This window comes from Mycolicibacterium mageritense (genome assembly GCF_010727475.1).
GTDB classification, from domain to species: Bacteria; Actinomycetota; Actinomycetes; order Mycobacteriales; family Mycobacteriaceae; genus Mycobacterium; species Mycobacterium mageritense.
Genome location: NZ_AP022567.1, coordinates 5,704,679 through 5,731,109 on the forward strand (window position 1 = coordinate 5,704,679; position 26,431 = coordinate 5,731,109).

The window sequence follows — 26,431 nt, forward strand, 5'->3', positions numbered from 1 at the left end:
GGGTCACCACCCTTCGGGTCAGCAGAGAGAGTCTGGATGTCGGCTCCACCACTATTCCGTCTCGTCGACGAGCGACGGGTCTCCGTGGTGCGCGACGCCACCTCGGTGCTGCGAGTGCTCGACGAGGATCCCGTCGGGTCGTGCATGGTGTCCTCCCGGGTCGCCGACCACGGCGTCGATCCCGCCGCGATCGGTGGGGAACTCTGGACACGCCGCGGTGTCGGTGAGTCCCTGTGCTACGCCGGTCCCAACCTGATCCCGCTGCGCGGTGACCTCGACGATCTGAAAGCGTTCTCCGACAAGGCCATGAGCACCGCACGGCGCTGCTCGTCGCTGGTCGGCCACGCGGGTCTGGTCATGCCGATGTGGCAGCGGCTTGAGACGGTGTGGGGCCCGGCCCGTGACGTGCGTGAGCAGCAACCGTTGATGGTCTTGAACTCGATGCCGCAGTGCGCCGTCGACCCCGCGGTGCGGCCCGTGCGCATAGAGGAACTCGACACTTATCTGGTGGCGGCCATCGACATGTTCATCGGCGAGGTCGGCGTCGACCCCCGGCTGGGCGACGGTGGCCGCGGGTACCGTCGCCGCATCGCGGGATTGATCGCCGCGGGACGGGCCTGGGCCCGGTTCGAACGCGGTGAGGTCGTGTTCAAGGCCGAGGTGGGTTCGCAGTCGCCGGCCGTCGGCCAGATCCAAGGGGTCTGGGTGCACCCGGACTGGCGCGGCCACGGGCTGGGCACGGCGGGCACTGCCGCGCTGGCGGCCGCGGTCGTCGGCGGTGGCCGCATGGCCAGCCTCTACGTCAACGACTACAACACCGTCGCGCGGGCGACCTACGACCGCATCGGCTTCGAACAGATCGGTACGTTCGCGACGATCCTGCTGGATTAGACCCGGCGCACGAGCTCCAGTAGCTCGTCGACCGACCACTGGTCGTCGGCGTGCTCACCGTACTTCGCGGCGACGACGGTTCCGCCGGCGTCGATCAGGAAGTCGGCGGGCAGTCCGAGGCGGCCGCCGTGCGGTCTGGCGGCCGGCGCGCGGAACCGTCCGGTGGCGGTCGCCGCGACACCTCGCACGATCGTCGGCCAGGCCCGCGGGTCGAGCAGCGCGCGGGGTGTCGACTCGACCCCGAATTCCTTGTAGTACCGCCTGTTCGGGTCTGCGATCGTCGCGAACGGCAGGTCGGACGTATGCGTGCGGAGTTCGTCGGCGGGGGAGTGGAAGAACGCCACCTCCCGGATACCTGCGGCGCTGATCTCGTCGTGCCGGGCCGCGAACGATCGCAGATGCAGATTGCAGATCGGGCACCCGGCGAACCGGCGGAACTGCAGGTGCACCAGGCGGTGCTCGTCCGGAACCGGGATATGTTCGCCTGTGACGCTGACGAATTCGTAGCGAGGGATCGTGGTGATGCTGGGCCGGGGCATGGCTACTCCTAGTTAGCGTGCGATGTACGCTTACGGGCGACGCTATAGCGATACGCTGTACGCTGTCAATCGCCATGCCGCGACCACGTTCACTGCGCCCGGAGCAGATCGCCACCGCCGCACTCGCCGTCATCGACGCAGACGGTCTTGCCGCGTTGTCGATGCGCGCAGTGGCGCGCGAGCTGGGCATGGGCACCATGTCGCTGTACCGATACGTCGCCGACCGGGACGAGCTCGAGGTGATGGTGGTGGATCTCGTTCTGGCCGAAGTGGATCTGGATGTGCCGCGCGCATCGCCGTCGCGCCGGGTGACCGTGCTCGCCGAGCGCGTGCGGGACGCCGCGGCCGGCCATCCGTCGGTCGTGCCGCTCGTGCTGACCCATCGCCATCGCTCGCCGGCGTCGCTGCGGTGGGGGGAGGCGGTCCTGGCCGCGCTCACCGACTGGGGCTACACCGGCAAGCGGCGCGTGTACGCGTTCCGTGCGGTGCTGGCCTATGTCCTGGGCGCACTTCAGGTGGAGAATTTCGGCGCGCTGACCGGCCCGGGTACCGAGGTGCTCGCCCAGCTTCCCGCCGCACAGTTTCCGCTGCTGTCGCAGACCGCTGCACAGGCGGCCGGCATCTGCCCGCAGGAAGAGTTCCGCCGCGGCCTCGACATCCTGGTGCGTGGCCTGGATCCCGCGTCATCCCGGTGAAGCCAGCCGGTCGGCGAGGAACGCAATGAAGTCGGCGATCCGGCCTGCGCTTCGCCCGTCGTCGAGATCGGGGTTGTAGATCACGACGCTGGCGCCCAGGCAGCCGGACACGCTCAGGCACGATGCGGCGAACTCTTCGAGTTGTGTCCAGGTCAGCCCGCCCGGCTGCGGGTAGTCGACTGCGGGCAGCGAAGCGGTGTCGAGCACGTCGAGGTCGACGTGGAGCCACCAGCCGGCGTCAGCGGCCGCGGCGCCGGCGGTCACCAACTCGGCGATTTCGGACGCTGTCGAGGCGGCGAGCGTGGCGCAACTGCGGTAGGTCGCGACCCGGTCGTGCACACTCGGCTGACCGGCCTCGGCGAGCTCGGCATGATCGCGAGGTCCAAGGACGGCGACATGCTCTGGCCGCAGGCATGGCAGACTGGCGTCGAGTGCCGACGGTCCGCTGAAAAGTCCAAGGGCCAGCCCGATTTCGCAATCAGAGGCCTCCCCTGTGGGCGTTAGGTGCGGATCCCATGCGTCTTCGTGGCCGTCGAGGAAGACCAGGCCTGCTCCGCCGTCGGCGGCCGCGGCGATGAGCGGAGCCAGCAGGACGGGGCAATCGCCCGCGACGACGATGGGCGTGGCTCGGTTCTGCCATGCCGAACGCACGGCGGCGGCGCCGGCGGCCACCATCTCGACCAGCGCGTGCTCGTTCACAAGTCCGGACGCGCCTCGTGTGGTGGTCATGCCGGTCACCGGAATCCAGCTGGACCGGACCGGCGACGCGAGCCGGTGCTCGACACCTGCGGCGTGGATGGCCGCAGGCATCCGCGCGACACCGGTGGGTATCCCGGCGGCGTTGAACGGCACGTAGATCAGTTCGGTTGCGGCCATGTCGCTGCCGCCACGATAGCCCTCGGCCGGGGCTGTCCGGCCCGGTGAGGGAAGCGACACCATCGGTGGCCCCGCAGGTTTCGGCACAGTCTCGATTCGGTCTCGGTGCGCCTCCGACGAAACCCGCCCGCAGCTTCTTACCATCAGCCACAATGGCAACTCAAACATCATCAGTAACACGGACCGTCGGCCTGTTCAGCGTGGCGGCGGTCATCGGGGCGGTGGCGCTGAGTGCATGTACACCGAGGCCCGACGGGCCCGAACCGGCGGCGGAGAAGTTCTTCGCGGCCCTGGCCACCGGGGACACCTCGGCCGCCGCACAGCTGTCGGACCGCCCGGACGACGCCAAGACCGCGCTGAGCGAAGCGTGGAACGGTTTGCAGGCCACGCGGCTCGACGCACAGATCCTGGGCTCGAAGTACTCGCAGGACACCGGCAGCGTGGCCTACCGCTACACGTGGCACCTGCCCAAGAACCGCACCTGGACCTACGACGGCCAGCTGAACATGGTCCGCGACGAGGGTCGCTGGGAAGTGCGCTGGAGCGCGACCGGACTGCACCCGCGACTCGGCGAACATCAGACCTTCGCGCTGCGGGCCGACGCACCGCGCCGGGCCTCGGTCAACGAACGCGGTGGCACCGACGTACTGGTGCCCGGCCAGATCTACCACTACGCCCTCGACGCCAGGGCGGCCGGTGCGGCTCTGATGCCGACCGCCCGCGCCGTCGCCGACGCCCTGCGCCCGTTCATCCCGGCAATCGATCCGCAACTGCTGGCCGAGCAGGCCAGCTCGTCGGCCCAGCCGATGAGCCTGCTCACGCTGCAGCAGGCCGACCACGACCGCGTCGCCCCGGCCATCGCCGGCCTGGCCGGTGTCGTCGTCACGCCGCAGGCCGAAATGCTGCCCACTGACCCGACTTTCGCGCCCGCGATCGTCAACGAGGTCAAGAAGGCCGTCGGTGACGACCTCGAGGGCGAGGCAGGCTGGCGCGTCGTCACCGTCAACCAGAACGGCGTCGACGTCGACGTGCTCAACGAGGTCGCGGGTCAGCCCGCACCGTCGGTGACCATCAGCCTCGACCGGGCCGTGCAGAACGCCGCGCAGAACGCCGTCAACACCACGGGCAAGAAGGCCATGATCGTGGCGATCAAGCCGTCGACGGGCGAGATCCTGGCTGTCGCGCAGAACGCGGCCGCCGACGCCGACGGACCACTGGCCACCATGGGGCAGTTCCCGCCCGGCTCGACGTTCAAGATCGTCACGGCGGGCGCGGCGATCGAGCGCGACATGGCCACGCCGAACAGCCTGCTGGGTTGCCCCGGCACGCTGGAGATCGGGCACCGGATCGTGACCAACTACGACGCGTTCGACCTCGGGACCGTGCCGATGTCGCGGGCGTTCGCCAACTCGTGCAACACCACGTTCGCCGAGCTCGCCAGCAAGATGCCGCCGCGCGGTCTCACGCAGGCCGCCGCACAGTACGGCATCGGCACCGATTACCAGGTCGAGGGAATTCCCACGGTGACCGGTTCGGTGCCGCCCACGGTAAGCCTCGCCGAGCGCACCGAGGACGGTTTCGGGCAGGGCAAGGTACTGGTCAGCCCGTTCGGCATGGCACTGGTGGCGTCGACCGTCGCTGCCGGGAAAACCCCTGTGCCGCAACTCATCGAGGGTCATCAGACCATGGTTGACGGTGCGGGTGCACCCATCAGCCCCAAGATGCTCGACGGTCTGCGGCCCATGATGCGCCTGGTGGTGACCAACGGCACGGCCAAGGATCTCAACGGGTTCGGCGACGTCCGGGGCAAGACCGGTGAGGCGGAGTTCGACGGGGGATCGCATTCCTGGTTCGCCGGCTACCGCGGCGATCTGGCGTTCGCGGCGCTCATCGTCGGCGGTGGCAGCTCGGAATACGCGGTCCGGATGTGCAAGACCATGTTCGACGGATTGCCGCCCGACTACCTGGCCTAGGTTTGAACGGCCCACCCCACTGGCGGAGCGTCCGGCCGGCGCGCAGCGTAATTTGGAATGGCCATGACGGAACTCAACGGGGATCTGCCGGAACTGCGGATATCGGATGCCGATCGCAATGGCACATTGCGGCGGCTGCACAATGCCGTCGCCCTTGGCCTGATCGACATCGACGAGTTCGAGGAGCGGTCGGCGCGGGTGTCGCGCGCGCGGCTGCGCGCCGATCTGGACGTGCTGGTGGGTGATCTGCCCGGCCCGGGTGCCATCGTCACCTCGGCGGCCGACCGGGTCGAACTGCGCGGCGTGCTCGGATCGCTCAAGCGCCACGGCGAATGGGTCGTGCCGACGCGGCTGGCGCTCGTGCGGCGCATGGGCTCGGTCGATCTCGACCTGACCCGGGCCCGGTTCGCCGGTCCGATGGTGATCGTGGAACTCGACCTGAAGTTCGGCGGATTGGACCTGCGACTGCCCGACGGCGCGAGTGCCTCCATCGACGACGTCGAGGTCATCGTCGGCAGCGCCGAGGACCACCGCAGGGACGCCCCCGCCGAAGGCACGCCACACGTGATCCTCACCGGACGGGTGGTGTGCGGCTCGGTCAGCATCCGCGGGCCGCGCAAGTCGTGGTTCGGTCGCTCTCCGAAGGCCTAGCGCGAATCCAGGACGGCGAAGCTCAACGTCGCGCGCGCCGCGAGCCGGTCGCGGCCGGCGTCCACCACATCGACAGACGTGACGATCAACCGGCGGCCCGCGCGCACGATGGTCGCCACGGCGCGGGCCGGACCCGCCACGATGGGTGCCAGGTAGTGGATGTTCATGTCGGCCGTCGTGACATCCTGGCCCGGCCCCACGTGCCGGCCGGCGAGTCGCCCGGCGGCGATGTCGACCAGTGTCGCCACCAGGCCGCCCTGCAGCGCGCCACGGGTGTTGGTCAGATCGGGCCGGTTGTCCATCTCGACGATCAGCTCGTCGTCGGTGTCCAGCACGTCCCGAAACCCCATCTGGCCGAGCAGGTGGCCGGGCGTGGTCTGCATCGGCCTCGACATCGGTCCCGACTCGCTCAGCATGGCTGACAAGTTAGCATCATTCTCGTCATCAGAGAATTGCGTTCTCGTAGCTATCCTTGCAGCCATGCCTGTTCGTACCGCTCTTCGCCCTGGTGTGCTGTCGCCGACCCTGTCGGTGCCCAAGTCGATTCCCCGGCCGGAGTACGCGTGGCAGCCCACAGTGCAGGAGGGCAGCGAACCCTGGGTGCAGACCCCGGAGGTCATCGAGAAGATGCGTGTGGCAGGCCAGATCGCGGCCGCCGCGCTGGCCGAGGCGGGCAAGGCCGTCGCGCCCGGCGTGACCACCGACGAGCTCGACCGCATCGCGCACGAGTACATGATCGACCACGGCGCGTATCCATCCACGTTGGGCTACAAAGGTTTTCCCAAGTCCTGCTGCACCTCGCTGAACGAGGTCATCTGCCACGGCATCCCGGACTCCACGGTGGTGGAGGACGGTGACATCGTGAACATCGACGTCACGGCCTACATCGACGGTGTGCACGGCGACACCAACGCGACGTTCCTGGCCGGCGACGTGTCCGAGGAACACCGCCTGCTCGTCGAGCGCACACACGAGGCGACCATGCGGGCCATCAAGGCCGTCAAACCCGGCCGCGCGCTGTCGGTGGTCGGCCGCGTCATCGAGTCGTACGCAAACCGGTTCGGCTACAACGTGGTTCGCGACTTCACCGGTCACGGCATCGGCACCACGTTCCACAACGGCCTGGTGGTGCTGCACTACGACCAGCCCGCCGTGGAGACCGTGCTCGAACCCGGGATGACGTTCACGATCGAGCCGATGATCAACCTGGGCTCGCTCGACTACGAGATCTGGGACGACGACTGGACCGTGGTCACCAAGGACAAGAAATGGACCGCGCAGTTCGAGCACACCCTGGTGGTCACCGAGGACGGCGCCGACATCCTGACCCTGCCGTGACCCGCCCCGCGCGCGGAAAATGAGCGGGGCGCTGCTGGTCGCGGGCACCACGTCCGACGCGGGCAAGTCGATGGTGGTGGCCGGATTGTGCCGGCTGCTGACCCGCAAAGGACTCTCGGTCGCGCCGTTCAAGGCGCAGAACATGTCGAACAACTCGGCGGTCACCGTCGAGGGCGGCGAGATCGGACGCGCGCAGGCCATGCAGGCACGTGCGGCAGGCCTGGCGCCGAGCGTCCGGTTCAACCCGATCCTGCTCAAGCCGGGCGGCGACCGGACGTCGCAACTGGTGATCCGCGGCCAGGTGGCCGGATCCATGGCAGCGGGCGACTACTTCACGCACCGGGACCGGCTCGCGACGGTGGTCGCCGAGGAATTGGCCTCGCTGAGATCGGAATTCGACGCCGTGATCTGTGAGGGAGCCGGGTCGCCGGCAGAGATCAACCTGCGGGCAACCGATCTGGCGAACATGGGCTTGGCGCGGTCGGCACGGCTACCGGTCGTGGTGGTCGGCGACATCGACCGCGGTGGGCTCCTGGCCCACCTGCACGGCACCGTGGCGGTGCTCGAACCGGCCGACCAGGCACTGATCGCCGGATTCGTGGTCAACAAGTTCCGCGGCGATCCGGCCCTGCTCGAACCCGGGCTGCGGCACCTGCAGGATCTCACCGGCAGGCCCACCTACGGTGTGATCCCGTTCGACGACGAAATCTGGCTGGACACCGAAGATTCGGTGTCGCTACGGCCCGGGGGAGTCGTGGGTACCCCACAGCCGCCACGCGGCCGCGAGACCCTCACCGTCGCGGCTATCCGGCTGCCCCGGATATCGAATTCGACCGATGTCGAGGCGCTGGCGTGCGAACCGGGTGTGCTGGTGCGCTGGGTCACCGACGCCGCCGACATCGCCGACGCTGATGTCGTGGTCATCCCCGGCAGCAAGGCCACGGTGACGGACCTGGCATGGTTGCGAGGCCGGGGGCTGGCCGACGCCATCGCGGCTCACGCCGCGCGGGGGCGTGCCGTGCTCGGCGTGTGCGGCGGGTTCCAGATGCTGTGCCGACGCATCGAAGACGACGTCGAATCGCGATCCGGCGGAGTCGACGGCCTCGGCCTGCTCGACGCCGACATCGTGTTCGACCCGCAGAAAACGTTGCGGCACTGGGAAACTCCGCTGCGAGGTTACGAGATTCACCATGGTCAGGTGGTTCGCTCCGCCGAGCAGGACTGGCGCGGCGTCGGCATCCGGCGCGCCGCGGTGTTCGGCACGCACTGGCACGGGCTGCTCGACAACGACGAGCTGCGGCGCGGCTGGCTCGCCGAGGCCGCGCACGCCGCCGGGCGTACCGGATTCGTCGTCGCCGACGACGTCGACGTGACCGCGCGCCGAGATGCGCAACTCGACGTGATGGCGGATCTGCTTGCCGCGCACCTCGACGTCGGCGCGATGCTCGACCTGCTGGAACACGGTGCGCCGGCACGGCCGACGATGCGGACGACGCTGGCCTGACCGTGCTCACGTGTGCATGCGTGCACCCTTGAGCACCTTGTCCACCACATTGCGCCCGGCATGGACCGCGAGCCCGACCAGATCGAGGTCGTCACGGCCCACCGCTCGGACGGCGGCCGTGTTGTCACCGTCGTTGCCCGTGGAGAACAAGTCGGCGGTGAAGATCGACACCGCCAGCCCGCGGCCGATCGCGCGCGTATGTGCGGCGCGCAGCGTCTCTTTCGAGCCCTCGAAGACCATCACGGGTTGGCCGAACATTGCGAGGTAAGTCGTACCGTCCGCGTCGGCATAAGGTTCCCCGACGGTGTCCGGATGGGCCGCCGCGATGCCGCTCGCCAAGAATGCGCACACGTTCAACCGCTGCCAGCTCTGCAGGTCGTCGCGTAACAGGACCGCGATCTTCGTATCGAAACGTACTGGGGTTTCCTGGGATTGCACATCGCCAATACTGCGTGGCGCGCGGCAGGGCCGTCTTGTACGTTTTTGATGTGGCCCCGGCCGCCGAGACAACCGCGTGGCGCCCGCACGTGCGAGGGATCAGAGAAGTCTTCCACGCGCGGTATCTGACACACGCCTACCCGCAGCACACCCACGACGCGTGGACCTTGCTCATCGTCGATTCCGGCACCATCGGCTACGAACTCGGCGGCCACGAGCGCGGATCCACCGGCGCGGTCGTCACACTGCTGCCGCCACACGTGCCGCACAACGGCCGCAGCGTCCGGCCCGGCGGCTTCCGCAAGCGTGTGCTGTACATTGAGCCGGCCATGCTGACCGGGATCGGAGCGGCCGTCGACCACCCGAGCCTCGACGACAACCTGCTGCGCGACCGCATCGCCGCGCTGCACGACGCGCTCGCTCCCGGCGACGAATTCGAAGCGCAAAGCCGGCTGGCGTTCGTCATCGAGCGCATCCAGGCGCACCTCGCGGGTGCGGTCGAGCCGCCCGAGCGGACGGGCAACCGGCGGCTGGCACATCAACTGCGCGATCTGATCGACAGTCGGCTGGAAACCGGGCTGACGCTCGACGACGCCGGCGCCATGCTGCACGCCGACCCGACCCACCTGGTGCGCACCTTCAGCCGGGAGTTCGGGCTGCCACCCCACCGGTATCTGGTGGGGCGACGCATCGACCTGGCTCGCCGTTTGCTGCTGGACGGGATGCGGCCGGCCGACGTTGCCACGACCGTCGGATTCCACGACCAGTCGCATCTCAACCGACACTTCAAACGGATGCTCGCCACGACGCCCGCGCGGTATGCCGGCGACGCTCACGTCGCACCCGCGACGAATCTCGGTAGCCTGAGGTCATGATCAGCCGGCGCACGAGCGCGTTCGGGCCTGTGCTCGTGGTTCTGGTTGCCGCGCTCACCGGGTTGACCGGATGCGCCGACGTGGTCGCGGGCAATGCGGTGTGGCCGGGCGCCACGCTCGAGAAGGTCGTGCTCGGCGCGGCCGACTTTCCTCAAGGCGTGCAGTACGACCGCGTCATCGAAGAACCCGGGAAACCCGACGGTGCCGGCGCACCGCCGGCCATGCTGTCCTCGCCCGCGGGGTGTTCCGACGGGCTCACCCGGGTGATCGCCGAGACGGCCGAACGCGGCCCCGGCAGTGCGGCCAAGTTCGTCGCGGCCTACGACGGCGCCCGCATGGTCATGACAGTGCTCACCTCGCCGCTGGCCCTCGACCGGCTGGCCGCCACCGCCGATCGATGCGCCGAGTTCCGGACGTTCTTCGATCCGTCCGATGAAGGCATTCCCATCACCACCACGCGCCTGCCGTCAGAGCGCCCCGACACCTTGGTGTACCAGCAGACCATGAAGTTGAACGGCCAGGACAACAGCGTCTTCTTCGCGTTCGAGAATGTCGGCAACTGGTCGGTGTTCGGTATCGCCTTCCCCACCCAGAACCCGTCGATCACTGTCAAAGGCACCCTGCCGCAGACATTTCTGGACACCTTCGACAAGCAGGTCGACCGGATTGCCGCGCGCTGACGTCCGCGTCAAAGACGGATTGATTCCGGCCCGCACAACCAGCGCGGACGGTAGGTTGACCGAATGCAATCCACCGTGGTGACGATCGACGGTTTCGCTGTGCCCGTCGACGTGGCCGGACCTGAGAACGGCTCAGTGGTGGTTCTGCTCAGCGCCGGTCACCACGGTCCGGCGGCCTACGAGGCGGTCTGCCAACGCCTGCACACCGCGTCGCTGCGAACCGTCGTCATCGCGACCGATCCACGGCTGACGGCCAAATCTGTGGTGGGCATCCTCGACTCGATCAACGTCAAATGGGCGCTGCTGGTCGGTGACCGACAGGGCGGTGAACTGGCCTGGGAGCTCGCGGCCACCCGCCTGGACCGCTTCATCGGTCTCGTCGTCGTCGACCGCGGCCATCCCCGCGTCGCCGACGTCACCGGAGTGGTCCGGTCCGAAGACTGCCCGCCGGTCGAGATGAACACCACGGCACTGGTCAGCACCCCGGCGGCCCGCGCGGTGGCCAAGGCCAGCCAGCGCTTCGTCTACGGCGACTTCCGGCTCGTCGAAATGCTGGGGCGGCGCAACGCCCAGGACTCGACCGCTCAACTCGCCGCCGAGATCGTGCTGCGCACCAGCAACTGGTAACCCGGCCTGCCTTCGCGCAAGCGCTCAGTCAGCCGCCGCTGGGTTGATGCTCGGCGGCCTGCCTTCGCGCAAGCGCTCAGTCAGCCGCCTCGGAAGGCTTCCAGGCTTGCGGCAACCCCGGCTGCTGCGGGAACAGGAAATCGACGAACGCGGCCGCCGTGGGCTGCGGTTCGTGATTGGCCAGGCCGGGACGCTCGTTGGCCTCGATGAACACGTACTGGCTGCCGGTGATGTCGGGCACCAGCAGGTCGATGCCCGTCACGGGGATGCCGATGGCCTCGGCCGCGGTCACCGCGACCCGGCACAGTTCGGCGTTGACGTCGGCCGTGACGTCGTGGATGGTGCCGCCCTGATGCAGGTTCGCGGTGCGGCGCACCCGCAGATGTTCGCCTTCCGGCAGCACATCGTCGAGCGACCAGCCGGCCTCGGTGACCGTGGCGATCGTGATGTCGTCCATCGGGATCCGGGATTCGCCGCCCGTCGCGGCGGCCCGGCGCCGGCTCTGGGTTTCGATCAACTCCCGGATGGTGTGTTTGCCGGTCCCGCTGATCTCGGCCGGCCTGCGGATCGCGGCCGCCACCACCTTGCCGTCGATCACCACCAGCCGCAGGTCGTCACCGGTCGCCCGTTGCTCGATCAGCACCTCGGGGTGCTGCTCGCGCGCCCGGGCCAGCGCGAGGTCGAGTTCCTCGGGACCGTCAACGCCCACCGTGATGCCCTTGCCCTGCTCGCCGCGGGTCGGCTTCACCACCACGTCGCCGACCTCGGCCAGGAACGCGTGGTCCTCTTCGTCGAAGGTCGCCAGCCGGCCTCGCGGCACCGTGATGCCCGCCTCGGACACGATGCGCCGGGTCTGGCGCTTGTCGTCGCAGCGGCTCATCGCCACCGCGGACGTGAACTCCGACAGCGACTCTCGCGTCACCACGATGCGCCCGCCGTGCGAGAGGCGCATCTCGCCCGCGCCGGCGTCGAGCACCTCGACCCAGATGCCGCGGCGCATCGCCTCGTCGGCGATGATGCGGGCGTACGGGTTGAGATCGTCGACGGTCTCGGGGGCGTGGGTGAACAGCGGTTCGTTGATGGCGTTCTTGCGCTTGACGGCCAGCACGGGAACCCGTTGGAAGCCCAGCTTTTCGTAAAGGGCGATCGCCGCGGAGTTGTCGTGGGCGACCGACAGATCCATATAGGCGCGGCCCCGGTCGCGGAAGATGCCGGCCAGGGTGCGGGTCAGCGCGTCGCCCACCCCCGGCAGCCCGGCCGACGGATCGACCGCGAGACTCCACAGGCTCGACCCGTCCTCGGGGTCGGAGAACAACCGCTTGTGGTCGATGCCCGTGACGGTGCCCACGACGCTGCCGTCGTCGTCGCGGACCGCGACCAGATACACCACCGCGGGCGTGAGTGTGTGGTTGTGCCAGATGACGTCGACGGGTGCGGGCACCATGCCGCACCGGACGTAGACCCGGTTCATCGCGTCGGCGTCGTTGAGCGTCTGCAGTGTCCGCACCGAGAAGCCGATCGGTTCGGACGGTTCGAACTCGTCGGTGAACCGCAGCCGGTAGGTGTGGCTGGGGTCGATGAACAGTTCGGCGGGGGAGCGCGCGATCAGTACGTGCGATTCACGGGCGTAGATGCAGATGTCGCGCCGGCCTGGGCCTTCCTGGGCCAGCACCTCGGCCAGCTTCTCCGGCTCGGCGAAGGTCTGGCCGAAAATCAGCCGCCCCCAACCGAGTTCGAGGACCACGTCGTCGGCCATCGCGTCGACCAGATGCTGCGGTGACGCGTCGTGGAGACCGAGGGTGATGGCCTCGGTGTGGTCCTGGCCGGCGGGCGCGCCGGGGTCGGTCGTGGTCACGCCGCCGACCCCGTCACGCCGTGCCGCTGCAGCCACAGCTCCAGCAGCGCGATCTGCCACAACTCGTTGCCGCGCAGCGGCGTCAGCCTTCCGTTCGGGTCGGCGAGCAGCCGGTCCACTTCCTCGGGCCGGAACAGTCCGCGTTCCTTGGCCTCCGGTGCATAGAGCGCGTCGCGAACCATGTCGAGGTAGGGCCCTTCCAGGTGGGTGAGCGCCGGGACCGGGAAATAGCCCTTGGGCCGGTCGATGACCGCCGCCGGAATCACCCGCCGCGCCGCCTCTTTGAGCACGCCCTTGCCGCCGTGGGCGGTCTTGAGTTCGGGTGGGCAGGTCGCCGCGAGCTCCACGAGTTCGTGGTCGAGGAACGGGACGCGGCCCTCCAGACCCCACGCCATGGTCATATTGTCTACGCGCTTGACCGGATCGTCGACCAGCATGACCGTGGTGTCCAGCCGCAGCGCCCGGTCCACACCCGTGGCCGCGCCGGGCGCGGCGAAGTGGTCGGTGACGAACGCGCCGCTCGGATCTCCCTCGGCCCAGAACGCGTCGTTGATGATGCCGCCGACCGCGGCGCTGTCCCGGTCGAAGAACGCACGGCGGTAACTGGCGACCGCACCGTCGAGCGTCGCGGCGCCGGGCTCGGCCATCGGGGGATACCAGTGGTAGCCCGCGAACACCTCATCTGCGCCCTGCCCGGACTGCACCACCTTGACGTGCTTGGCGACCTCTTGGCTCAGCAGATAGAACGCCACGCAGTCATGGCTGACCATGGGCTCGCTCATCGCGGCGATCGCGCCGTCGAGGGCCGGAAGCATGCGGTCGGTGCCGATCCGGATCTGGTGATGGTCGGTGTCGAAGTGCTTGGCGATGATGTCGGAGTACTTGAACTCGTCGCCGGCCACCCCGCCGACCGACTCGAAGCCGATCGAGAACGTCGCAAGGCCGTGCTGGCCGGCTTCGGCGAGCAGCCCGACGATCAGACTCGAATCCACGCCGCCCGACAACAGGCAGCCGACCGGGACGTCGGCGACCAGCCTGCGCTCGACCGCGAGCCGCAACTGCGTCAGGACCGCGTCTTCCCAGTCGCGTTCGGACCAGTCGGCGCGGTCGGCGCGCCGGCTGAAGTCCGGTGACCAGTACACCGTGGTGTGCCGGCTGCCGTCGGGCTCGATCGCGACGATCGACGCCGGCGGCACCTTCTTGACACCACGCAGGATGGTCAACGGTGGCGGCACCACGGAGTGGAACGTCAGGTAGTGGTGCAGCGCCACGGGGTCGATGCGGGTGTCGACCCCGCCCCCCGCGAGCAGCGCAGGCAGCGACGACGCGAACCGGATGCGGTGCGCGTCCTCGGTGAGGTACAGCGGTTTGATGCCGAGCCGGTCACGCCCCAGCAGCACGCGCCCGGTGTCCCGCTCGGCGATCGCGAACGCGAACATCCCCAAGAGGTGGTCGACGAAGCGGTCACCCCAGTGGTGGTACGCCTTGAGCAGCACCTCGGTGTCGCTGTGCGAGAAGAAGCGGTAGCCGTACCCGGACAACTCCCGGCGTAGCTCTTGGTAGTTGTAGATACAGCCGTTCCAGCAAACGGTCAGCCCCAGTTCGGAGTCGACCATCGGCTGCGCGCCGGCTTCGGTCAGGTCAATGATTCTCAGTCTGCGGTGGCCCAGGGCGACCCGGCCTTGCGACCACACTCCGGCCGCGTCCGGACCCCTGGGCGCCATCGCCTCTGCCATGGCCGACACCGCTGAAATATCCGGCGTACGGCCATCGAGACGCACCTCCCCGGTGGCTCCACACATCAATTCGACCCTACAAGGATCTGGCTCCGGTGTCTCACCCGCGGTGGGTCGGGATGCAATCGTGGCCGCCTCCGGAGCCTGTCGGTGGGTGGCCCTATCCTCCTCACATGGGGCCTGGATTCGGCTTCGGCATAGCCCGCGACGAGCTGATTCGTGACTTCGGTGCGCAATCGACCGTGCGCGGTGAGCGCTATGCCGCCGAGGGTCGGGTCCGTGACATCGAGTTCGACGATGACGAGCGCGTGCTGCGCGGACGGTGTGTGGGTTCGCATGGTCAGGTGTACGTCCTTGAGGTCGGCTTGTCGCAGGGGAATCGGGTTGCCGCCGAATGGGCGCTGTGTTCATGCCCGGTCGGGTCTTTCTGCAAACATGCGGTCGCCTTGCTGTTGGCGGCGGCGCCTTCCGACGCGGCCCACCCACCCCTCGAGCGGTGGCGGTACCTGCTCGACAAGGTGCTCGACGAGCTGGCCGCACCGGAGGACGGTGGCAAACCGATCGGGCTGCAGTTCTCGGTGGTGGCGCCGACGCGGTACCGGCCCGGCACGCTGCTCACGCTGCGGCCACTGACCCTCGGGAAACGCGGCACGTGGATCACGCGCGCGCTCACCTGGCGGCGGCTCATCGACCACGCGCCCGCTGCCGAGTTCGACCCCGACCAGTACCGCGCCGTGCGCGCGCTGGCGCTGGCACTCGACCAGCACCATCCGCCGTACAGCCACGACGCGGTCGTGCTCAACGGCATGCCGGCCGACCTGTGGCCGCGGCTGGTCGAGGTGCTCGACGCGGGCGTGACAGTGCTGGCCGACGCCGCGAGCGGCATCCGGGCCGTCGAACTCATCAAGAACGTCCACCTGAGGTTGGACTTCAATGCAGAGGACACCGGTGGCGCTGTCATGTCGGTGGCCCTGATCGTCGACGGGCAGCAGCAGGATTCCGACGGGGTCGGGCTCATCGGCATGCCGGCGCCCCACGGAATGTTCCAAGTCGTCGACTCGGTGCTGCGGCTCGGTGCGTTCGATCCGATGCCGGGGCCCACCATGGCCGCGCTGCTGGGCCACCACGAGCAGGTGCACATCCCGGCTGACATGGCGCGCGAAGTCGCGGTCGACATCCTGCCCCGCCTGGCCAACCGGGTCGACATGGAGGTCGAGGACGGCCTGTTCGTCCCGCCGACCATCACGGGCCCGGCACCGGTGCTCACGGTCAAGGTGGTCGACGGCGGTGCGCGGGCGTTCTGGAGCACCCGGTACCAGGTCAACGATCAGCACCACGATTTCGACCCGGCGTCGCACGCGGGGCTGATCGGTTACCGCGACGCCGCCGCCGAAGACGCGCTCTGGCAGCGCGTGACCCCGGCGCTGCAGGCCGTCGCCGGGGCCGCGCAGGACTGGAAGCGCCAGGCGACCCAGCATGTCAACCGCCGGATATCGTCGACCCTGGACGCCGCGGCCATCCACGAGTTCCGGGCCATCGTCAACGCGGCGACCGCCCGGGATGCGGTCGCCGCAGCGTCACGGGCCACGCTGCTGGGCGCGGTGAATCTGACCCTCGTCGAATCGGCGGTGCTGATCGGCCAAACCCTGCCGCGGCTGGACTGTTTCGACGAGCTGGTCGTCGATTCCGATGAGCGCCACCGTCCGGCCGCCGCGGACCCGCTGCTGTCGTTCTCCGGTGACACGTCGCTACCGGGTGACTGGTTCAGCTTGAACATCACCGTGAGCGTAGACGGCGAGACGGTGGCGCTTGCCGAGGTCATCCGCGAATTGTCCGCCGGGGCAACACATATGATGCTGCCCTCCGGCGTGTACTTCCGGTTGGACACTCCCGAGCTGGTGCGGTTGCGGGCCCTGCTCGACGAGGCGCGTGCACTCGGGGAGATCGACGGCGAGCGGGTCAACGCCGCGTCGCTCAACACCACGCTGTGGGACGAGCTGCTGGAGCTCGGGGTAGTGGACGCGCAACTGGCCCGCTGGCGCGCGCACCTGGCCCGGCTTGCCGCCGCCCGGCCGCCGGTCCCGGTGGACCCACCGGCCGGCCTCGACGCGGATCTGCGCGATTACCAGCGCGACGGCCTGGACTGGTTGTCGTTCCTGTGGGACAACCAGCTCGGCGGGATCCTCGCCGACGACATGGGTTTGGGCAAGACCGTGCAGACCCTGGCGCTGATCGCCCGCGCGGTGACGGCGGGGGCGGGCAAGTTCCTGGTGGTGGCGCCGACCAGCGTGGCGCGCAACTGGCTGGCCGAATGCCGCAAGTTCACCCCGGATCTGTCCGCGGTAGTGGTGACCTCCACCGATGCGCGTGGCCCCGTGCGACTGGCCGAACAGGTCGCGGGCGCCGACATCGTCGTAACCTCGTACACCCTGCTCCGGATGGACGTCGCGGCCTACAGTCAAATCCAATGGGCCGGAATGGTTCTCGACGAAGCCCAGTTCGTCAAGAACCACCACAGCAAGACACATCAGAGTGCCCGGTTGCTCGACGTGCCGTTCAAGTTGGCGATCACCGGGACTCCCATGGAGAACAACCTGATGGAGTTGTGGTCGCTGCTGTCGATCACCGTGCCCGGCTTGTTCCCGTCGCCCAAGGTGTTCGACACCTACTTCCGCAAGCCGATCGAATCGGGAGAAGCCGACGACCGGCTTCCGGTGTTGCGCAGGCGCATCAAGCCGGTGTTGCTGCGCCGCACGAAAAGCCAGGTGCTCACCGAGCTTCCGGCGAAGAGCGAGCAGGTGCTCACCATCGGCTTGAGCGCCAAACACCGAAAGATCTACGACACCCGCCTGGCCCGGGAGCGGCAGAAGGTGCTGGGCCTGCTGGGGGACTGGGAGAAGAACCGGTTCGAGGTCTTCCGGTCGCTGACGCTGCTGCGGCAGCTGAGCCTGCACCCCGGTCTCGTCGACGATTCGGCGCGTGCGGTCGGCTCGGCCAAGATCGACTTCCTGGGCGAACAACTCGAACAGCTCGTCGCCGAGGGGCACAGCGCGCTGGTGTTCAGTCAGTTCACCGGATTCCTCGGTCTGGTGCGGGCGCATCTCGACGCGGCAGGCATCGGCTACAGCTACCTCGACGGCTCCGTCGATTCCGAGGGCAGGGCCAGGGCCATCGAGGACTTCGGCGACGGCACCAAGCAGGTTTTCCTGATCAGCCTCAAGGCGGGCGGGTTCGGCCTCAACCTCACCGCGGCCGATTACTGCTTCCTGTGCGATCCGTGGTGGAGCCCGGCCGCCGAGGCGCAGGCCGTCGACCGGGCCCACCGCATCGGGCAGACCCGGCCGGTCAGCGTCTACCGCTTGGTCGCCGACAACACCATCGAGGAGAAGGTGGTGGCCTTGCAGGACCGCAAGCGGGCCCTGTTCGCCGCGGTGGTCGATGACGGCGATCTGTTCGGTTCGACCATCACCGCCTCCGACATCCGCGAACTCCTCGGCTGATCACACGGTCGTGGCGTCCACCTGCTTGATGGGTCCGGTGAACCAATGCTTCACCGACACATGCCAGTAGATGAACAGCAGCACCAGTACGCCGCCGACGAGCAGCGGGGTGTAGTTCACGAACTTCCACTCGAAGCTCGGATCCCACGGCATGCCGCCAAGCGAGGTCGGGAACATCGCGATGATCGACGTGACGATGATCTCGACGATCGCGACGGGCGCCATCCACTTGTACTTGCTGCCCAGATTCCACCGGCCCTGCTCGAAGGAGTCGCCGGCCTTCCAGCGGTAGTAGATCGGCACCGCGAAGCACAGGTACAGGCCCACCACGCCGATGGACACCACCGCGAAGAACGCGACAGGCACGGGCGCACCGTTGATCTCGACCGGCACGAGCGCGGGCAGCGTGATGATCGCGGCGATGGTCGCCGTGATCATCACGCCGTTGGCGGGCACCTTGGTGGAGTTGACCTTCGACCAGAGTTGATGGCCCGGGACCGCGCGGTCGCGGCTGAAGGCGAACAACATGCGTGATGCGCTGGTCTGGCAGGCCGTCGTGCAGAAGAACTGGCCGGCCGTGGAGATCAGCAGCACGATGGCGACCCACTTGGAGCTCATGGCCTGGGCGAAGATCACGGCGACCGCGCCGCCGCCTTTCGACACGCCGTCGGCGTCCTGCACCGCGAACAGGAACGACAGCAGCAGGATCCAGCCCCCGATCGCCGAGTAGAAGATCGACTGCCAGATGCCCTTGGCCGCCGCGTCGGCGGCGCTCTTGGTCTCCTCGGACAAGTGCGCCGACGCGTCGTACCCGGTGATCGTGTACTGCGTCAGGATCGCCGAGATCGGCAGCACGAAAAGCAGGAATCCCCAACCCTTTTCGCCGCCGAAGATGCCGCTGTTGTTGATCGTCTGGGCGAACACGTCCGAGAAGCTGGCGTGCTGCTCGGGCACGAAGATCAGGATCAGGATCACCGCGGCCGCGCCTGCGACGTGCCACCATACCGACACGTTGTTGATGACCGCCAGCAGATGGCTCGAGAAGATGTTGATGACGGCCGAGATCACCAGGATCACCACGAAGAGCCCGAACGTGCGCGTGAGGCTGTAGCCGGCGAGCCAGGTTTCGCTGAACGTGCCGAGGGTGAGATCCAGGAACGTCGCGCAGCCGTAGGACACCGACGCCAGGATGGCGATCAGGCCGATCAGGTTGAGCCACCCGGTGTAGAAACCGGCTTTCGGGCCGCCGAGTTTGGAAGCCCACCAATAGATTCCGCCCGACGTGGGGTACGCCGAGACCAGCTCGGACAGACACAGGCCGATGATGAGGATGAACACCGAGACGATCGGCCATCCCCACGCGATCGCGGCCGGGCCACCGTTGTTCCAGCCCAATCCGAACGACGTGAAGCAGCCGGCCAGGATCGAGATGATCGAGAACGAGATGGCGAAGTTGGAGAATCCGGACCAGGAGCGCTGCAGCTCCTGGGTGTAGCCGAGCTTGGCGAGATGTTTCTCGTCTTCACTGAGTTGCTCATGGCCTTCGGGCATGGCGGTCTCCTCTTGGAGCGGAAGGAACGGAGATTCAACTACATAGGCACAATAAGTGGTTATTGGTTGATTGTCCTACCTTTGAGCGTGATAATCGTGGAGATTCGCGGTGCGGTCCTCGCATCGTGGTCATCGCAATGGTCGGCTCCGAGCCATCGTCGGCCAGTTGGTCCCCCTCGACGGAGAGGCGCGCAATGAGCCCCAACCCCGGCATGCTGGCCCTTGAGGAGTTACAGCGAATGGTCGCCGACGGCGACATCGACACCGTGATCGTCGCGTTCTGCGACATGCAGGGCCGGCTCACGGGTAAGCGGGTCTCTGCGCGGTTGTTCGTCGAGGAGGTCGCCGCCCACGGCGCGGAGTGTTGCAACTACCTGCTCGCCGTCGACGTCGACATGAACACCGTCAACGGCTATGCGATGTCGAGCTGGGACACCGGCTACGGCGACATGGTGATGACGCCGGACTTCAGCACGCTGCGGCTGATCCCCTGGCTGCCGGGCTCGGCCCTGGTGATGGCGGACCTGTCCTGGGTCGGCGGCGGCCCGGTCGAACAGGCCCCGCGCAGCATCCTCAACCGGCAGATCGCACGATTGACCGATCGGGGCCTGGTGCCCTACGTCGGAACCGAGCTGGAGTTCATGGTGTTCGACGACACCTATCGTCAGGCGTGGGCGGCCGGGTACAAGAACCTCACCCCGGCCACCGACTACAACGTGGACTACGCGATGCACGCGTCGACGCGCATGGAGCCGCTGCTGCGCGACATCCGCCGCGGCATGGAGGGCGCCGGCATGTACTGCGAGGGCGTCAAGGGCGAATGCAACCTCGGGCAGCAGGAGATCGCGTTCCGGTACGACCATGCCCGCGTCACGTGTGACAACCACACGATCTACCGCAACGGCGCCAAGGAGATCGCCGACCAGCACGGCAAGAGCCTGACGTTCATGGCGAAATTCGATGAACGCGAAGGCAACAGCTGTCACATCCACATCTCGTTGCGTGGGGCCGACGGCGGTGCGGTGTTCGCCGACGACAAGGACGACCTCGGGATGTCGCCGATGTTCCGCAGCTTCATCGCCGGTCAGCTCGCCACGATGCGCGAACTCACGCTGTTCTACGCACCGAACATCAACTCCTACAAGCGGTTCGTCGACGGCAGCTTCGCGCCAACGGCCGTCGCGTGGGGCCTCGACAACCGCACGTGTGCGCTGCGGGTCGTCGGCCACGGGCACGGCATGCGCATGGAGAACCGCGCGCCGGGCGGTGACGTCAACCAGTACCTGGCCGTTTCGGCGTTGATCGCAGGCGGCCTGTACGGTATCGAGCGGGAGCTTGAACTTCCGGATGCGTTGTCGGGCAACGCATATGCCAGCAACGCCGAACGGCTGCCGACGACGCTGGCCGAGGCCGCGGCGCTGTTCGAGAAATCGGAGGTGGCGCGGGAGGCGTTCGGCGACGAGGTCGTCGAGCACTACCTCAACAACGCCCGCGTGGAATTGGCGGCGTTCAACGCCGCCGTGACGGATTGGGAAAGGGTGCGTGGCTTTGAGCGGCTCTAGTTCTGCTCGCGATGAGAAGGTGCACCCCGTCATCGGGATGACGACCTACCTGCAGCAGGCGCAGACAGGCGTGTGGGATGTGCGGGCCAGCTTTCTGCCGCAGATCTATTTCACGGGCGTGAACCTCGCCGGCGGCATCGCGCTGCTGCTGCCGCCCCAACCGGTCGACGACGCCATCGCCGACCGGGTGCTCGACCGGGTCGACGGCCTGGTGATCACCGGCGGACCCGACGTGGACCCGGCCCGCTACGGCCAGGAGCCGCACCCGAGCACCAACAAGCCCGATCGTGAACGCGACGACTGGGAGTTCGCGCTGCTTGCCGGTGCCCTGCGGCGCGGCATCCCCGTGCTGGGAGTGTGCCGGGGTGCGCAGGTGCTCAACACCGCGCTGGGCGGAACTCTGCACCAACACCTTCCCGACGTGATCGGCCACACCCATCATCAGAAGGGCAACGCGGTCTTCGGAACATCGGCCGTGCGCACCGTGCCAGGCACCAAGTTGGCTGGCCTGATCGGTGAGACGTCCGACGCGCAGTGCTACCACCACCAGGCCATCGACCGCATCGGTGACGGTTTGGTGGTCAGTGCGCGCGACACCGACGGCGTCATCGAGGCGGTCGAACTTCCGGGGGACGACTTCGTGCTCGGCGTGCAGTGGCATCCCGAGGAACGCCTCGACGACATCCGGCTGTTCACCGGTTTGGTGGCGGCAGCCAGAAGCTATGCGACAGAAAGGGTCTCATGACAGCCAGCCAGGTCATCAACCCGGCGACCGAGGAGGTGCTGACCACCGTCGAGTTGCTGGGCGAGCATGCCGTCGACGACGCGGTGGCGCGGGCGAAGTCGGCGCAGCGCGCATGGGCGCGCCGCGCGCCTGCGGAACGCGCAGCCGCGTTGCGTGCGTTCGCGGCGGCCGTCGACGCGCATGTCGGTGAACTTGCCGCACTCGAAGTGGCCAACTCGGGGCATCCGATCGGCCAGTCCGAATGGGAGGCAAGCCATGTCCGCGATGTGCTGAACTTCTACTCAGCGGCGCCGGAGCGGTTGTCGGGCAAGCAGATTCCGGTCGCGGGCGGGCTCGACGTGACATTCAACGAGCCGCTGGGTGTCGTGGGGATCATCACGCCGTGGAACTTCCCGATGACCATCGCGGCCTGGGGATTCGCGCCGGCGCTCGCCGCGGGCAACGCGGTGGTGCTCAAACCCGCCGAATGGACCCCGTTGACCTCGATCCGGCTCGGTGAACTCGCCGTGGAATCGGGCCTGGATCCGGACCTCTTCCAGGTGCTGCCTGGCAAGGGCTCGGTGGTCGGGGAGCGTTTCGTCAGTCACCCCGATGTGCGCAAGGTCGTGTTCACGGGCTCGACCGAGGTGGGCACGCGCGTCATGGCCGGCGCCGCGGCCCAGGTCAAACGGGTAACCCTGGAACTGGGCGGCAAGAGCGCGAACATCATCTTCGACGACTGCGATCTGGAGCGGGCCGCGGCGACCGCGCCGTACGGGGTGTTCGACAACGCGGGCCAGGATTGCTGTGCGCGCAGCCGAATTCTGGTGCAGCGCAACGTGTACGACCGCTTCATGGAACTGCTGGAACCCGCCGTGCAGGGGGTCGCGGTCGGTGATCCCGCGATCCGCGGGACGGAGATGGGGCCGCTGGTGTCGAGGCCGCACTGGGAGTCGGTGTCGTCGTACGTGCCCGACGACGCCCCCGTGGCATTCCGCGGCTCGGCACCGGACGGGCCCGGTTTCTGGTTCCCGCCAACGGTGCTCACGCCGCAGCGCACCGACCGTACGGTGACCGACGAGATCTTCGGGCCGGTCGTCACGGTGCTGCCGTTCGACGACGAGGCCGACGCGATCGAACTGGCCAACGACACCCCGTACGGACTGTCGGGTTCCATCTGGACCGACAACCTGTCGCGCGCGGTGCGGGTGTCCCGGGCCGTGGAGGCGGGCAACCTGAGCGTCAACTCGCACTCGTCGGTGCGCTACAACACCCCGTTCGGCGGCTTCAAGCAGTCCGGGCTGGGCCGTGAGCTCGGACCCGACGCGCCGCTGTCTTTCACCGAAACAAAGAACGTCTTCTTCGCAGTAGAAGATCCAGCAGAGGAGCTGTAAATGGACCTGACGCAAAGACTGGCGGGCAGGGTCGCCGTCATCACCGGCGGTGCCAGCGGCATCGGCCTTGCCACCGGCAGGCGACTGCACGCAGAGGGCGCCACGATCGTGGTCGGCGACATCGACCCCACAACGGGTAAGGCCGCGGCCGACGAACTCGGCGGTCTGTTCGTGCCCGTCGACGTCTCCGATCAGGATGCCGTCGACAACCTCTTCGACACCGCCGCGTCGACGTTCGGTTCGGTCGACATCGCGTTCAACAACGCGGGCATCTCGCCGCCGGATGACGACCTGATCGAGAACACCGAACTGCCGGCCTGGCAGAAGGTGCAGGACATCAACCTCAAGAGTGTGTATCTGTCGTGCCGGGCTGCGCTGCGCCACATGGTGCCCGCGGGCAAGGGCTCGATCATCAACACCGCGTCGTTCGTCGCGGTGATGGGTTCGGCGACGTCGCAGATCTCCTACACCGCCTCCAAGGGCGGCGTGCTGGCGATGTCGCGTGAGCTGGGCGTCCAATACGCCCGGCAGGGCATCCGGGTCAATGCGCTGTGCCCCGGACCGGTGAACACGCCGCTCCTGCAGGAACTGTTCGCCAAGGATCCCGAACGGGCCGCGCGCCGCCTGGTGCACGTTCCGCTCGGCCGGTTCGCCGAGCCCGAGGAGCTCGCGGCCGCGGTCGCGTTCCTGGCCAGTGACGACGCGTCGTTCATCACCGGTTCGACGTTCCTGGTCGACGGAGGGATCAGCTCCGCCTACGTCACGCCACTCTGACACGCTGTCCTCATGACGGCCGAACCGGATCCGCAGTCGAGCACCGCCGCCGAGGCGGCGGCCGATGCCTTGTTGCGTCCGGTTCGGCTGGGCAACGCATTCGAGGACACCGTGGGCCGGCTCTTGGAGACCATCCGCCTCGGCGTGCTCGCGCCCGGTGAGTCGCTGCCCCCCGAGCGTGAGCTCGCGACCCGGCTCGGGGTCAGCCGCGACACGGTCCGCGAAGCCATCAAGTCGCTGGCCGACGCCGGCTACCTGGTGTCCAAACGGGGGCGCTACGGCGGCACGTTCCTCGCCGACGAGTTACCGACACTGGCGCCGACCAGCCAGCGGTTCACGCGTGAAGAGATCGACGATGCGTTGCGGCTGCGGGAGATCCTCGAAGTCGGGGCGGCCCGGATGGCTGCGGGGCGCACGCTCAGCGCGGCCGAGCGCGACGGGCTCTACTCGCGGCTGGCCGATGTGCGCGGTGCCGACCCCGACGACTATCGCCGGCTCGACTCCCGGCTGCACCTGGCGATCGCCGAGGCGGCGGGCTGCCCGTCACTGGTGCCGCTCGTCGCGGAGAACCGGATGCGGCTCAACGCGTTGCTCGATCAGATCCCATTGCTGCCGCGCAACATCGCGCACTCCGACGAACAACACGAGACGATCGTCATCGCCATCCTCGCCGGTGACGCCGACGGCGCCGCGGCCGCGATGCTGACCCACGTCGGAGGCTCGGCGGCCCTGCTGCACGGCTTCCTGGATTAAATTGGGGACGTGGTCCAACCGGGCAATCAGGCGCAGGTCGAGCAGGCGTCGTCGGCTCTGGCCGACGTGGACGCGGCCGGCTGGGCCCGGCGGTTCGACCTGCTCTCGGATGCCCACCGTTTGGAGATCCTGCTCGGCCTGCACCGCGCGCCCGGCATCTGCGTCAGCGACCTCGCCGCCGCGTTGGGCAGGTCGGAAAATGCTGTCTCGCAAGCCCTCCGGGTATTGCGCGATCAGGGTTGGGTGACGTCGACCCGCGTGGGCCGGATGGTGAGCTACCGCCTGGAAGACGAGGTCGTGCACGATCTGCTGCATTGGATCGGAGCCAGGCACGGCTGAAGCCCGCGCTCATCTGTTTATCTAGACAGGTGAAAAGATGAGGCTTAGGCTCGGCCGATGAGCATCGGCGCGCCGACCGAGAGCACCGCACCTGCCCGCTTCGATCGCGCCGACTGGATGTCGATCGCCACCGTCGGTGGCATCGTGGCCGCGTTGCACGTGGTCGGCTGGGGCGTGCTGGTGTTCGGGGTGGCGCCACAGCACATCACGCTCGGTTCGGCCGGCGTATTCGGTGTCGGCCTCGGCGTCACCGCGTACCTGCTCGGCGTGCGGCACGCGTTCGACGCCGACCACATCGCCGTCATCGACAACACGACCCGCAAGCTGGTCGGCGAAGGCACCCGGTCCCTGTCCGCCGGGTTCTGGTTCTCGCTGGGGCATTCGAGTGTGGTCTTCGGGCTCGCACTGTTGCTGGCGTTGGGAGTCCGGGCCCTGGTGGGGCCCGTGCAGGACGAGAACTCGGTGACGCTGCAGACCCTGGGTCTGATCGGCTCGCTGGTGGCCGGGACGTTCCTCATCCTGATCGGTCTGACGAATCTGGTTGCCGCGGTGGGCATCGCCAAGGTGTTCCGGGCCATGCGCACGGGCGAATTCGACGAAGCCGAGTTGGAACGCCAGCTGCAGCAGCGCGGCTTCCTGGCCAGGCTGCTGGGCCGCGTGATGCGCCGGGTCAGCAAGCCGTGGCACCTGTACCCCGTCGGCTTCCTCATGGGCCTGGGGTTCGACACCGCGACCCAGGTCGCGCTGTTGGTGCTGGCGGCCGGCACGGCGGCGTTCACACTGCCGTGGTACGCGATCCTGGTGTTGCCGGTGCTCTTCGCCGCGGGCATGAGCCTGTTCGACAGCCTCGACGGCATCTTCATGGCACGTGCCTACGGCTGGGCCTTCCTCCAGCCCATCCGCAAGGTCTACTACAACCTGACCGTCACGGTGCTCTCGGTCGTCGTCGCACTGGTGATCGGGGTCGTGGTGCTGGCAGGCCTGCTCGTCGAGCGGCTCGGCATCACGTCGGGCCCGCTCGCGGTCATCGGTTCGGCCGATCTCGAATTCGTCGGATTCGCGATCGTCGGCCTGTTCGTCGTGAGCTGGCTAGTGGCCCTGGGGATCTGGCGCTTCGGCCGGATCGAGGAACGCTGGAGCGCCCAGGCCTGACGGC

The 26,431-nt window shown here is 68.1% G+C and carries 24 protein-coding genes; 17 read left to right on the forward strand and 7 right to left on the reverse strand.

Annotation, left to right across the window (positions count from 1 at the left end; translation table 11 throughout):
- Positions 1–36 precede the first annotated feature (36 nt).
- On the forward strand, positions 37–891 hold the full coding sequence (locus G6N67_RS27465) for a GNAT family N-acetyltransferase (RefSeq protein WP_036436847.1): 855 nt from the start codon (positions 37–39) through the stop codon (positions 889–891).
- On the opposite strand, the gene G6N67_RS27470 is transcribed toward G6N67_RS27465, so the two are convergent.
- Positions 888–1,430 (reverse strand): peroxiredoxin-like family protein, encoded by a 543-nt coding sequence (locus tag G6N67_RS27470; protein ID WP_036436848.1) that lies wholly within the window; start codon positions 1,428–1,430, stop codon positions 888–890. The genes G6N67_RS27465 and G6N67_RS27470 overlap by 4 nt on opposite strands.
- A 74-nt stretch (positions 1,431–1,504) precedes the next feature.
- Between G6N67_RS27470 and G6N67_RS27475 the strand changes: the two genes are divergently transcribed.
- A complete protein-coding gene (locus G6N67_RS27475; RefSeq protein ID WP_036436850.1) occupies positions 1,505–2,125 on the forward strand; it encodes a TetR/AcrR family transcriptional regulator in 621 nt (206 codons plus the stop codon).
- Here the strand turns inward: G6N67_RS27475 and G6N67_RS27480 are convergent.
- Positions 2,114–3,001 carry an arginase family protein gene (locus G6N67_RS27480; RefSeq protein ID WP_163642318.1) on the reverse strand — a complete coding sequence of 296 codons (888 nt, stop codon included), beginning with the start codon at positions 2,999–3,001 and terminating at the stop codon, positions 2,114–2,116. The two genes, G6N67_RS27475 and G6N67_RS27480, sit on opposite strands and share 12 nt — an antisense overlap.
- A 152-nt stretch (positions 3,002–3,153) precedes the next feature.
- Between G6N67_RS27480 and G6N67_RS27485 the strand changes: the two genes are divergently transcribed.
- Both G6N67_RS27485 and G6N67_RS27490 read left to right on the forward strand, forming a co-directional pair.
- The gene (locus G6N67_RS27485; RefSeq protein WP_036436854.1) at positions 3,154–4,974 is read left to right on the forward strand and encodes a penicillin-binding transpeptidase domain-containing protein; all 1,821 of its coding nucleotides are present in this window, start codon (positions 3,154–3,156) and stop codon (positions 4,972–4,974) included.
- Between the two features lie 63 nt (positions 4,975–5,037).
- Positions 5,038–5,625, forward strand: coding sequence for a DUF1707 SHOCT-like domain-containing protein (locus G6N67_RS27490; protein WP_036438376.1), 588 nt, complete (start codon positions 5,038–5,040; stop codon positions 5,623–5,625).
- Here the strand turns inward: G6N67_RS27490 and G6N67_RS27495 are convergent.
- The gene (locus G6N67_RS27495; protein ID WP_036438378.1) at positions 5,622–6,008 is read right to left on the reverse strand and encodes a PaaI family thioesterase; all 387 of its coding nucleotides are present in this window, start codon (positions 6,006–6,008) and stop codon (positions 5,622–5,624) included. The two genes, G6N67_RS27490 and G6N67_RS27495, sit on opposite strands and share 4 nt — an antisense overlap.
- A gap of 97 nt (positions 6,009–6,105) precedes the next feature.
- Between G6N67_RS27495 and map the strand changes: the two genes are divergently transcribed.
- Both map and G6N67_RS27505 read left to right on the forward strand, forming a co-directional pair.
- A complete protein-coding gene (gene map, locus G6N67_RS27500) occupies positions 6,106–6,963 on the forward strand; it encodes a type I methionyl aminopeptidase (RefSeq protein ID WP_036436856.1) in 858 nt (285 codons plus the stop codon).
- Positions 6,964–6,982: 19 nt separating this feature from the next.
- Positions 6,983–8,467: a cobyric acid synthase gene (locus G6N67_RS27505; protein ID WP_036436859.1), complete on the forward strand. Its 1,485-nt coding sequence runs from the start codon at positions 6,983–6,985 to the stop codon at positions 8,465–8,467.
- 6 nt (positions 8,468–8,473) lie between these two features.
- Here the strand turns inward: G6N67_RS27505 and G6N67_RS27510 are convergent, their stop codons facing one another.
- The gene (locus G6N67_RS27510; protein WP_110798566.1) at positions 8,474–8,905 is read right to left on the reverse strand and encodes a PTH2-like family protein; all 432 of its coding nucleotides are present in this window, start codon (positions 8,903–8,905) and stop codon (positions 8,474–8,476) included.
- Positions 8,906–8,955: 50 nt separating this feature from the next.
- Here G6N67_RS27510 and G6N67_RS27515 point away from each other — a divergent pair, with 50 nt between their 5' ends.
- From G6N67_RS27515 to G6N67_RS27525, 3 genes are all read left to right on the forward strand, one after another.
- Positions 8,956–9,780, forward strand: coding sequence for an AraC family transcriptional regulator (locus tag G6N67_RS27515; RefSeq protein ID WP_370466167.1), 825 nt, complete (start codon positions 8,956–8,958; stop codon positions 9,778–9,780).
- Positions 9,777–10,460 carry a hypothetical protein gene (locus G6N67_RS27520; RefSeq protein ID WP_230021699.1) on the forward strand — a complete coding sequence of 228 codons (684 nt, stop codon included), beginning with the start codon at positions 9,777–9,779 and terminating at the stop codon, positions 10,458–10,460. Before G6N67_RS27515 ends, G6N67_RS27520 begins: the two co-directional genes overlap by 4 nt.
- 63 nt (positions 10,461–10,523) lie before the next feature.
- Positions 10,524–11,087 (forward strand): alpha/beta fold hydrolase, encoded by a 564-nt coding sequence (locus G6N67_RS27525; protein ID WP_036436863.1) that lies wholly within the window; start codon positions 10,524–10,526, stop codon positions 11,085–11,087.
- Positions 11,088–11,163: 76 nt separating this feature from the next.
- Here G6N67_RS27525 and ngg read toward each other — a convergent pair whose 3' ends face one another.
- Both ngg and G6N67_RS27535 read right to left on the reverse strand, forming a co-directional pair.
- On the reverse strand, positions 11,164–12,942 hold the full coding sequence (gene ngg / locus G6N67_RS27530; protein WP_036438384.1) for an N-acetylglutaminylglutamine synthetase: 1,779 nt from the start codon (positions 12,940–12,942) through the stop codon (positions 11,164–11,166).
- On the reverse strand, positions 12,939–14,744 hold the full coding sequence (locus tag G6N67_RS27535; protein ID WP_036436865.1) for an N-acetylglutaminylglutamine amidotransferase: 1,806 nt from the start codon (positions 14,742–14,744) through the stop codon (positions 12,939–12,941). Before G6N67_RS27535 ends, ngg begins: the two co-directional genes overlap by 4 nt.
- A 107-nt stretch (positions 14,745–14,851) precedes the next feature.
- Here G6N67_RS27535 and G6N67_RS27540 point away from each other — a divergent pair, with 107 nt between their 5' ends.
- On the forward strand, positions 14,852–18,178 hold the full coding sequence (locus tag G6N67_RS27540) for a DEAD/DEAH box helicase (protein ID WP_036436867.1): 3,327 nt from the start codon (positions 14,852–14,854) through the stop codon (positions 18,176–18,178).
- Here the strand turns inward: G6N67_RS27540 and G6N67_RS27545 are convergent, their stop codons facing one another.
- Entirely contained in the window at positions 18,179–19,729 is a 1,551-nt protein-coding gene (locus G6N67_RS27545) for an amino acid permease (protein ID WP_036436869.1), read from the reverse strand.
- Between the two features lie 194 nt (positions 19,730–19,923).
- Here G6N67_RS27545 and G6N67_RS27550 point away from each other — a divergent pair, with 194 nt between their 5' ends.
- Genes G6N67_RS27550 through nicT form a run of 7 tightly spaced genes read left to right on the forward strand, consistent with a single transcriptional unit; the run spans position 19,924 to position 26,427 of the window.
- Positions 19,924–21,291: a glutamine synthetase family protein gene (locus G6N67_RS27550; protein WP_036436871.1), complete on the forward strand. Its 1,368-nt coding sequence runs from the start codon at positions 19,924–19,926 to the stop codon at positions 21,289–21,291.
- A gap of 37 nt (positions 21,292–21,328) precedes the next feature.
- A complete protein-coding gene (locus G6N67_RS27555) occupies positions 21,329–22,036 on the forward strand; it encodes a gamma-glutamyl-gamma-aminobutyrate hydrolase family protein (protein WP_036436874.1) in 708 nt (235 codons plus the stop codon).
- Positions 22,033–23,409, forward strand: coding sequence for an aldehyde dehydrogenase family protein (locus G6N67_RS27560; RefSeq protein WP_036436875.1), 1,377 nt, complete (start codon positions 22,033–22,035; stop codon positions 23,407–23,409). The genes G6N67_RS27555 and G6N67_RS27560 overlap by 4 nt, the downstream gene beginning before the upstream one ends.
- Positions 23,410–24,183 (forward strand): 3-oxoacyl-ACP reductase, encoded by a 774-nt coding sequence (locus G6N67_RS27565; protein WP_036436876.1) that lies wholly within the window; start codon positions 23,410–23,412, stop codon positions 24,181–24,183.
- Positions 24,184–24,195: 12 nt separating this feature from the next.
- Entirely contained in the window at positions 24,196–24,936 is a 741-nt protein-coding gene (locus G6N67_RS27570; protein WP_036436877.1) for a FadR/GntR family transcriptional regulator, read from the forward strand.
- A 9-nt stretch (positions 24,937–24,945) separates the two neighbouring features.
- Positions 24,946–25,275 carry an ArsR/SmtB family transcription factor gene (locus G6N67_RS27575; RefSeq protein WP_051578987.1) on the forward strand — a complete coding sequence of 110 codons (330 nt, stop codon included), beginning with the start codon at positions 24,946–24,948 and terminating at the stop codon, positions 25,273–25,275.
- A gap of 57 nt (positions 25,276–25,332) precedes the next feature.
- Positions 25,333–26,427, forward strand: coding sequence for a Nickel transporter NicT (gene nicT / locus G6N67_RS27580; RefSeq protein ID WP_036436879.1), 1,095 nt, complete (start codon positions 25,333–25,335; stop codon positions 26,425–26,427).
- Positions 26,428–26,431 lie beyond the last annotated feature (4 nt).

Bases quoted from the DNA above. Each gene is read 5' to 3' on its own strand.
- G6N67_RS27485 (WP_036436854.1), top strand. From the start codon at position 3,154: ATGGCAACTCAAACATCATCAGTAACACGGACCGTCGGCCTGTTCAGC.
- nicT (WP_036436879.1), top strand. From the start codon at position 25,333: ATGAGCATCGGCGCGCCGACCGAGAGCACCGCACCTGCCCGCTTCGAT.
- G6N67_RS27505 (WP_036436859.1), top strand. From the start codon at position 6,983: ATGAGCGGGGCGCTGCTGGTCGCGGGCACCACGTCCGACGCGGGCAAG.
- G6N67_RS27475 (WP_036436850.1), top strand. From the start codon at position 1,505: ATGCCGCGACCACGTTCACTGCGCCCGGAGCAGATCGCCACCGCCGCA.
- G6N67_RS27550 (WP_036436871.1), top strand. From the start codon at position 19,924: ATGAGCCCCAACCCCGGCATGCTGGCCCTTGAGGAGTTACAGCGAATG.
- G6N67_RS27470 (WP_036436848.1), bottom strand. From the start codon at position 1,430: ATGCCCCGGCCCAGCATCACCACGATCCCTCGCTACGAATTCGTCAGC.
- G6N67_RS27540 (WP_036436867.1), top strand. From the start codon at position 14,852: ATGGGGCCTGGATTCGGCTTCGGCATAGCCCGCGACGAGCTGATTCGT.
- G6N67_RS27565 (WP_036436876.1), top strand. From the start codon at position 23,410: ATGGACCTGACGCAAAGACTGGCGGGCAGGGTCGCCGTCATCACCGGC.
- G6N67_RS27480 (WP_163642318.1), bottom strand. From the start codon at position 3,001: ATGGCCGCAACCGAACTGATCTACGTGCCGTTCAACGCCGCCGGGATA.
- G6N67_RS27570 (WP_036436877.1), top strand. From the start codon at position 24,196: ATGACGGCCGAACCGGATCCGCAGTCGAGCACCGCCGCCGAGGCGGCG.
- G6N67_RS27465 (WP_036436847.1), top strand. From the start codon at position 37: ATGTCGGCTCCACCACTATTCCGTCTCGTCGACGAGCGACGGGTCTCC.
- G6N67_RS27535 (WP_036436865.1), bottom strand. From the start codon at position 14,744: ATGTGTGGAGCCACCGGGGAGGTGCGTCTCGATGGCCGTACGCCGGAT.
- G6N67_RS27525 (WP_036436863.1), top strand. From the start codon at position 10,524: ATGCAATCCACCGTGGTGACGATCGACGGTTTCGCTGTGCCCGTCGAC.
- G6N67_RS27490 (WP_036438376.1), top strand. From the start codon at position 5,038: ATGACGGAACTCAACGGGGATCTGCCGGAACTGCGGATATCGGATGCC.
- G6N67_RS27560 (WP_036436875.1), top strand. From the start codon at position 22,033: ATGACAGCCAGCCAGGTCATCAACCCGGCGACCGAGGAGGTGCTGACC.
- G6N67_RS27555 (WP_036436874.1), top strand. From the start codon at position 21,329: ATGACGACCTACCTGCAGCAGGCGCAGACAGGCGTGTGGGATGTGCGG.
- G6N67_RS27545 (WP_036436869.1), bottom strand. From the start codon at position 19,729: ATGCCCGAAGGCCATGAGCAACTCAGTGAAGACGAGAAACATCTCGCC.
- G6N67_RS27520 (WP_230021699.1), top strand. From the start codon at position 9,777: ATGATCAGCCGGCGCACGAGCGCGTTCGGGCCTGTGCTCGTGGTTCTG.
- G6N67_RS27495 (WP_036438378.1), bottom strand. From the start codon at position 6,008: ATGCAGACCACGCCCGGCCACCTGCTCGGCCAGATGGGGTTTCGGGAC.
- map (WP_036436856.1), top strand. From the start codon at position 6,106: ATGCCTGTTCGTACCGCTCTTCGCCCTGGTGTGCTGTCGCCGACCCTG.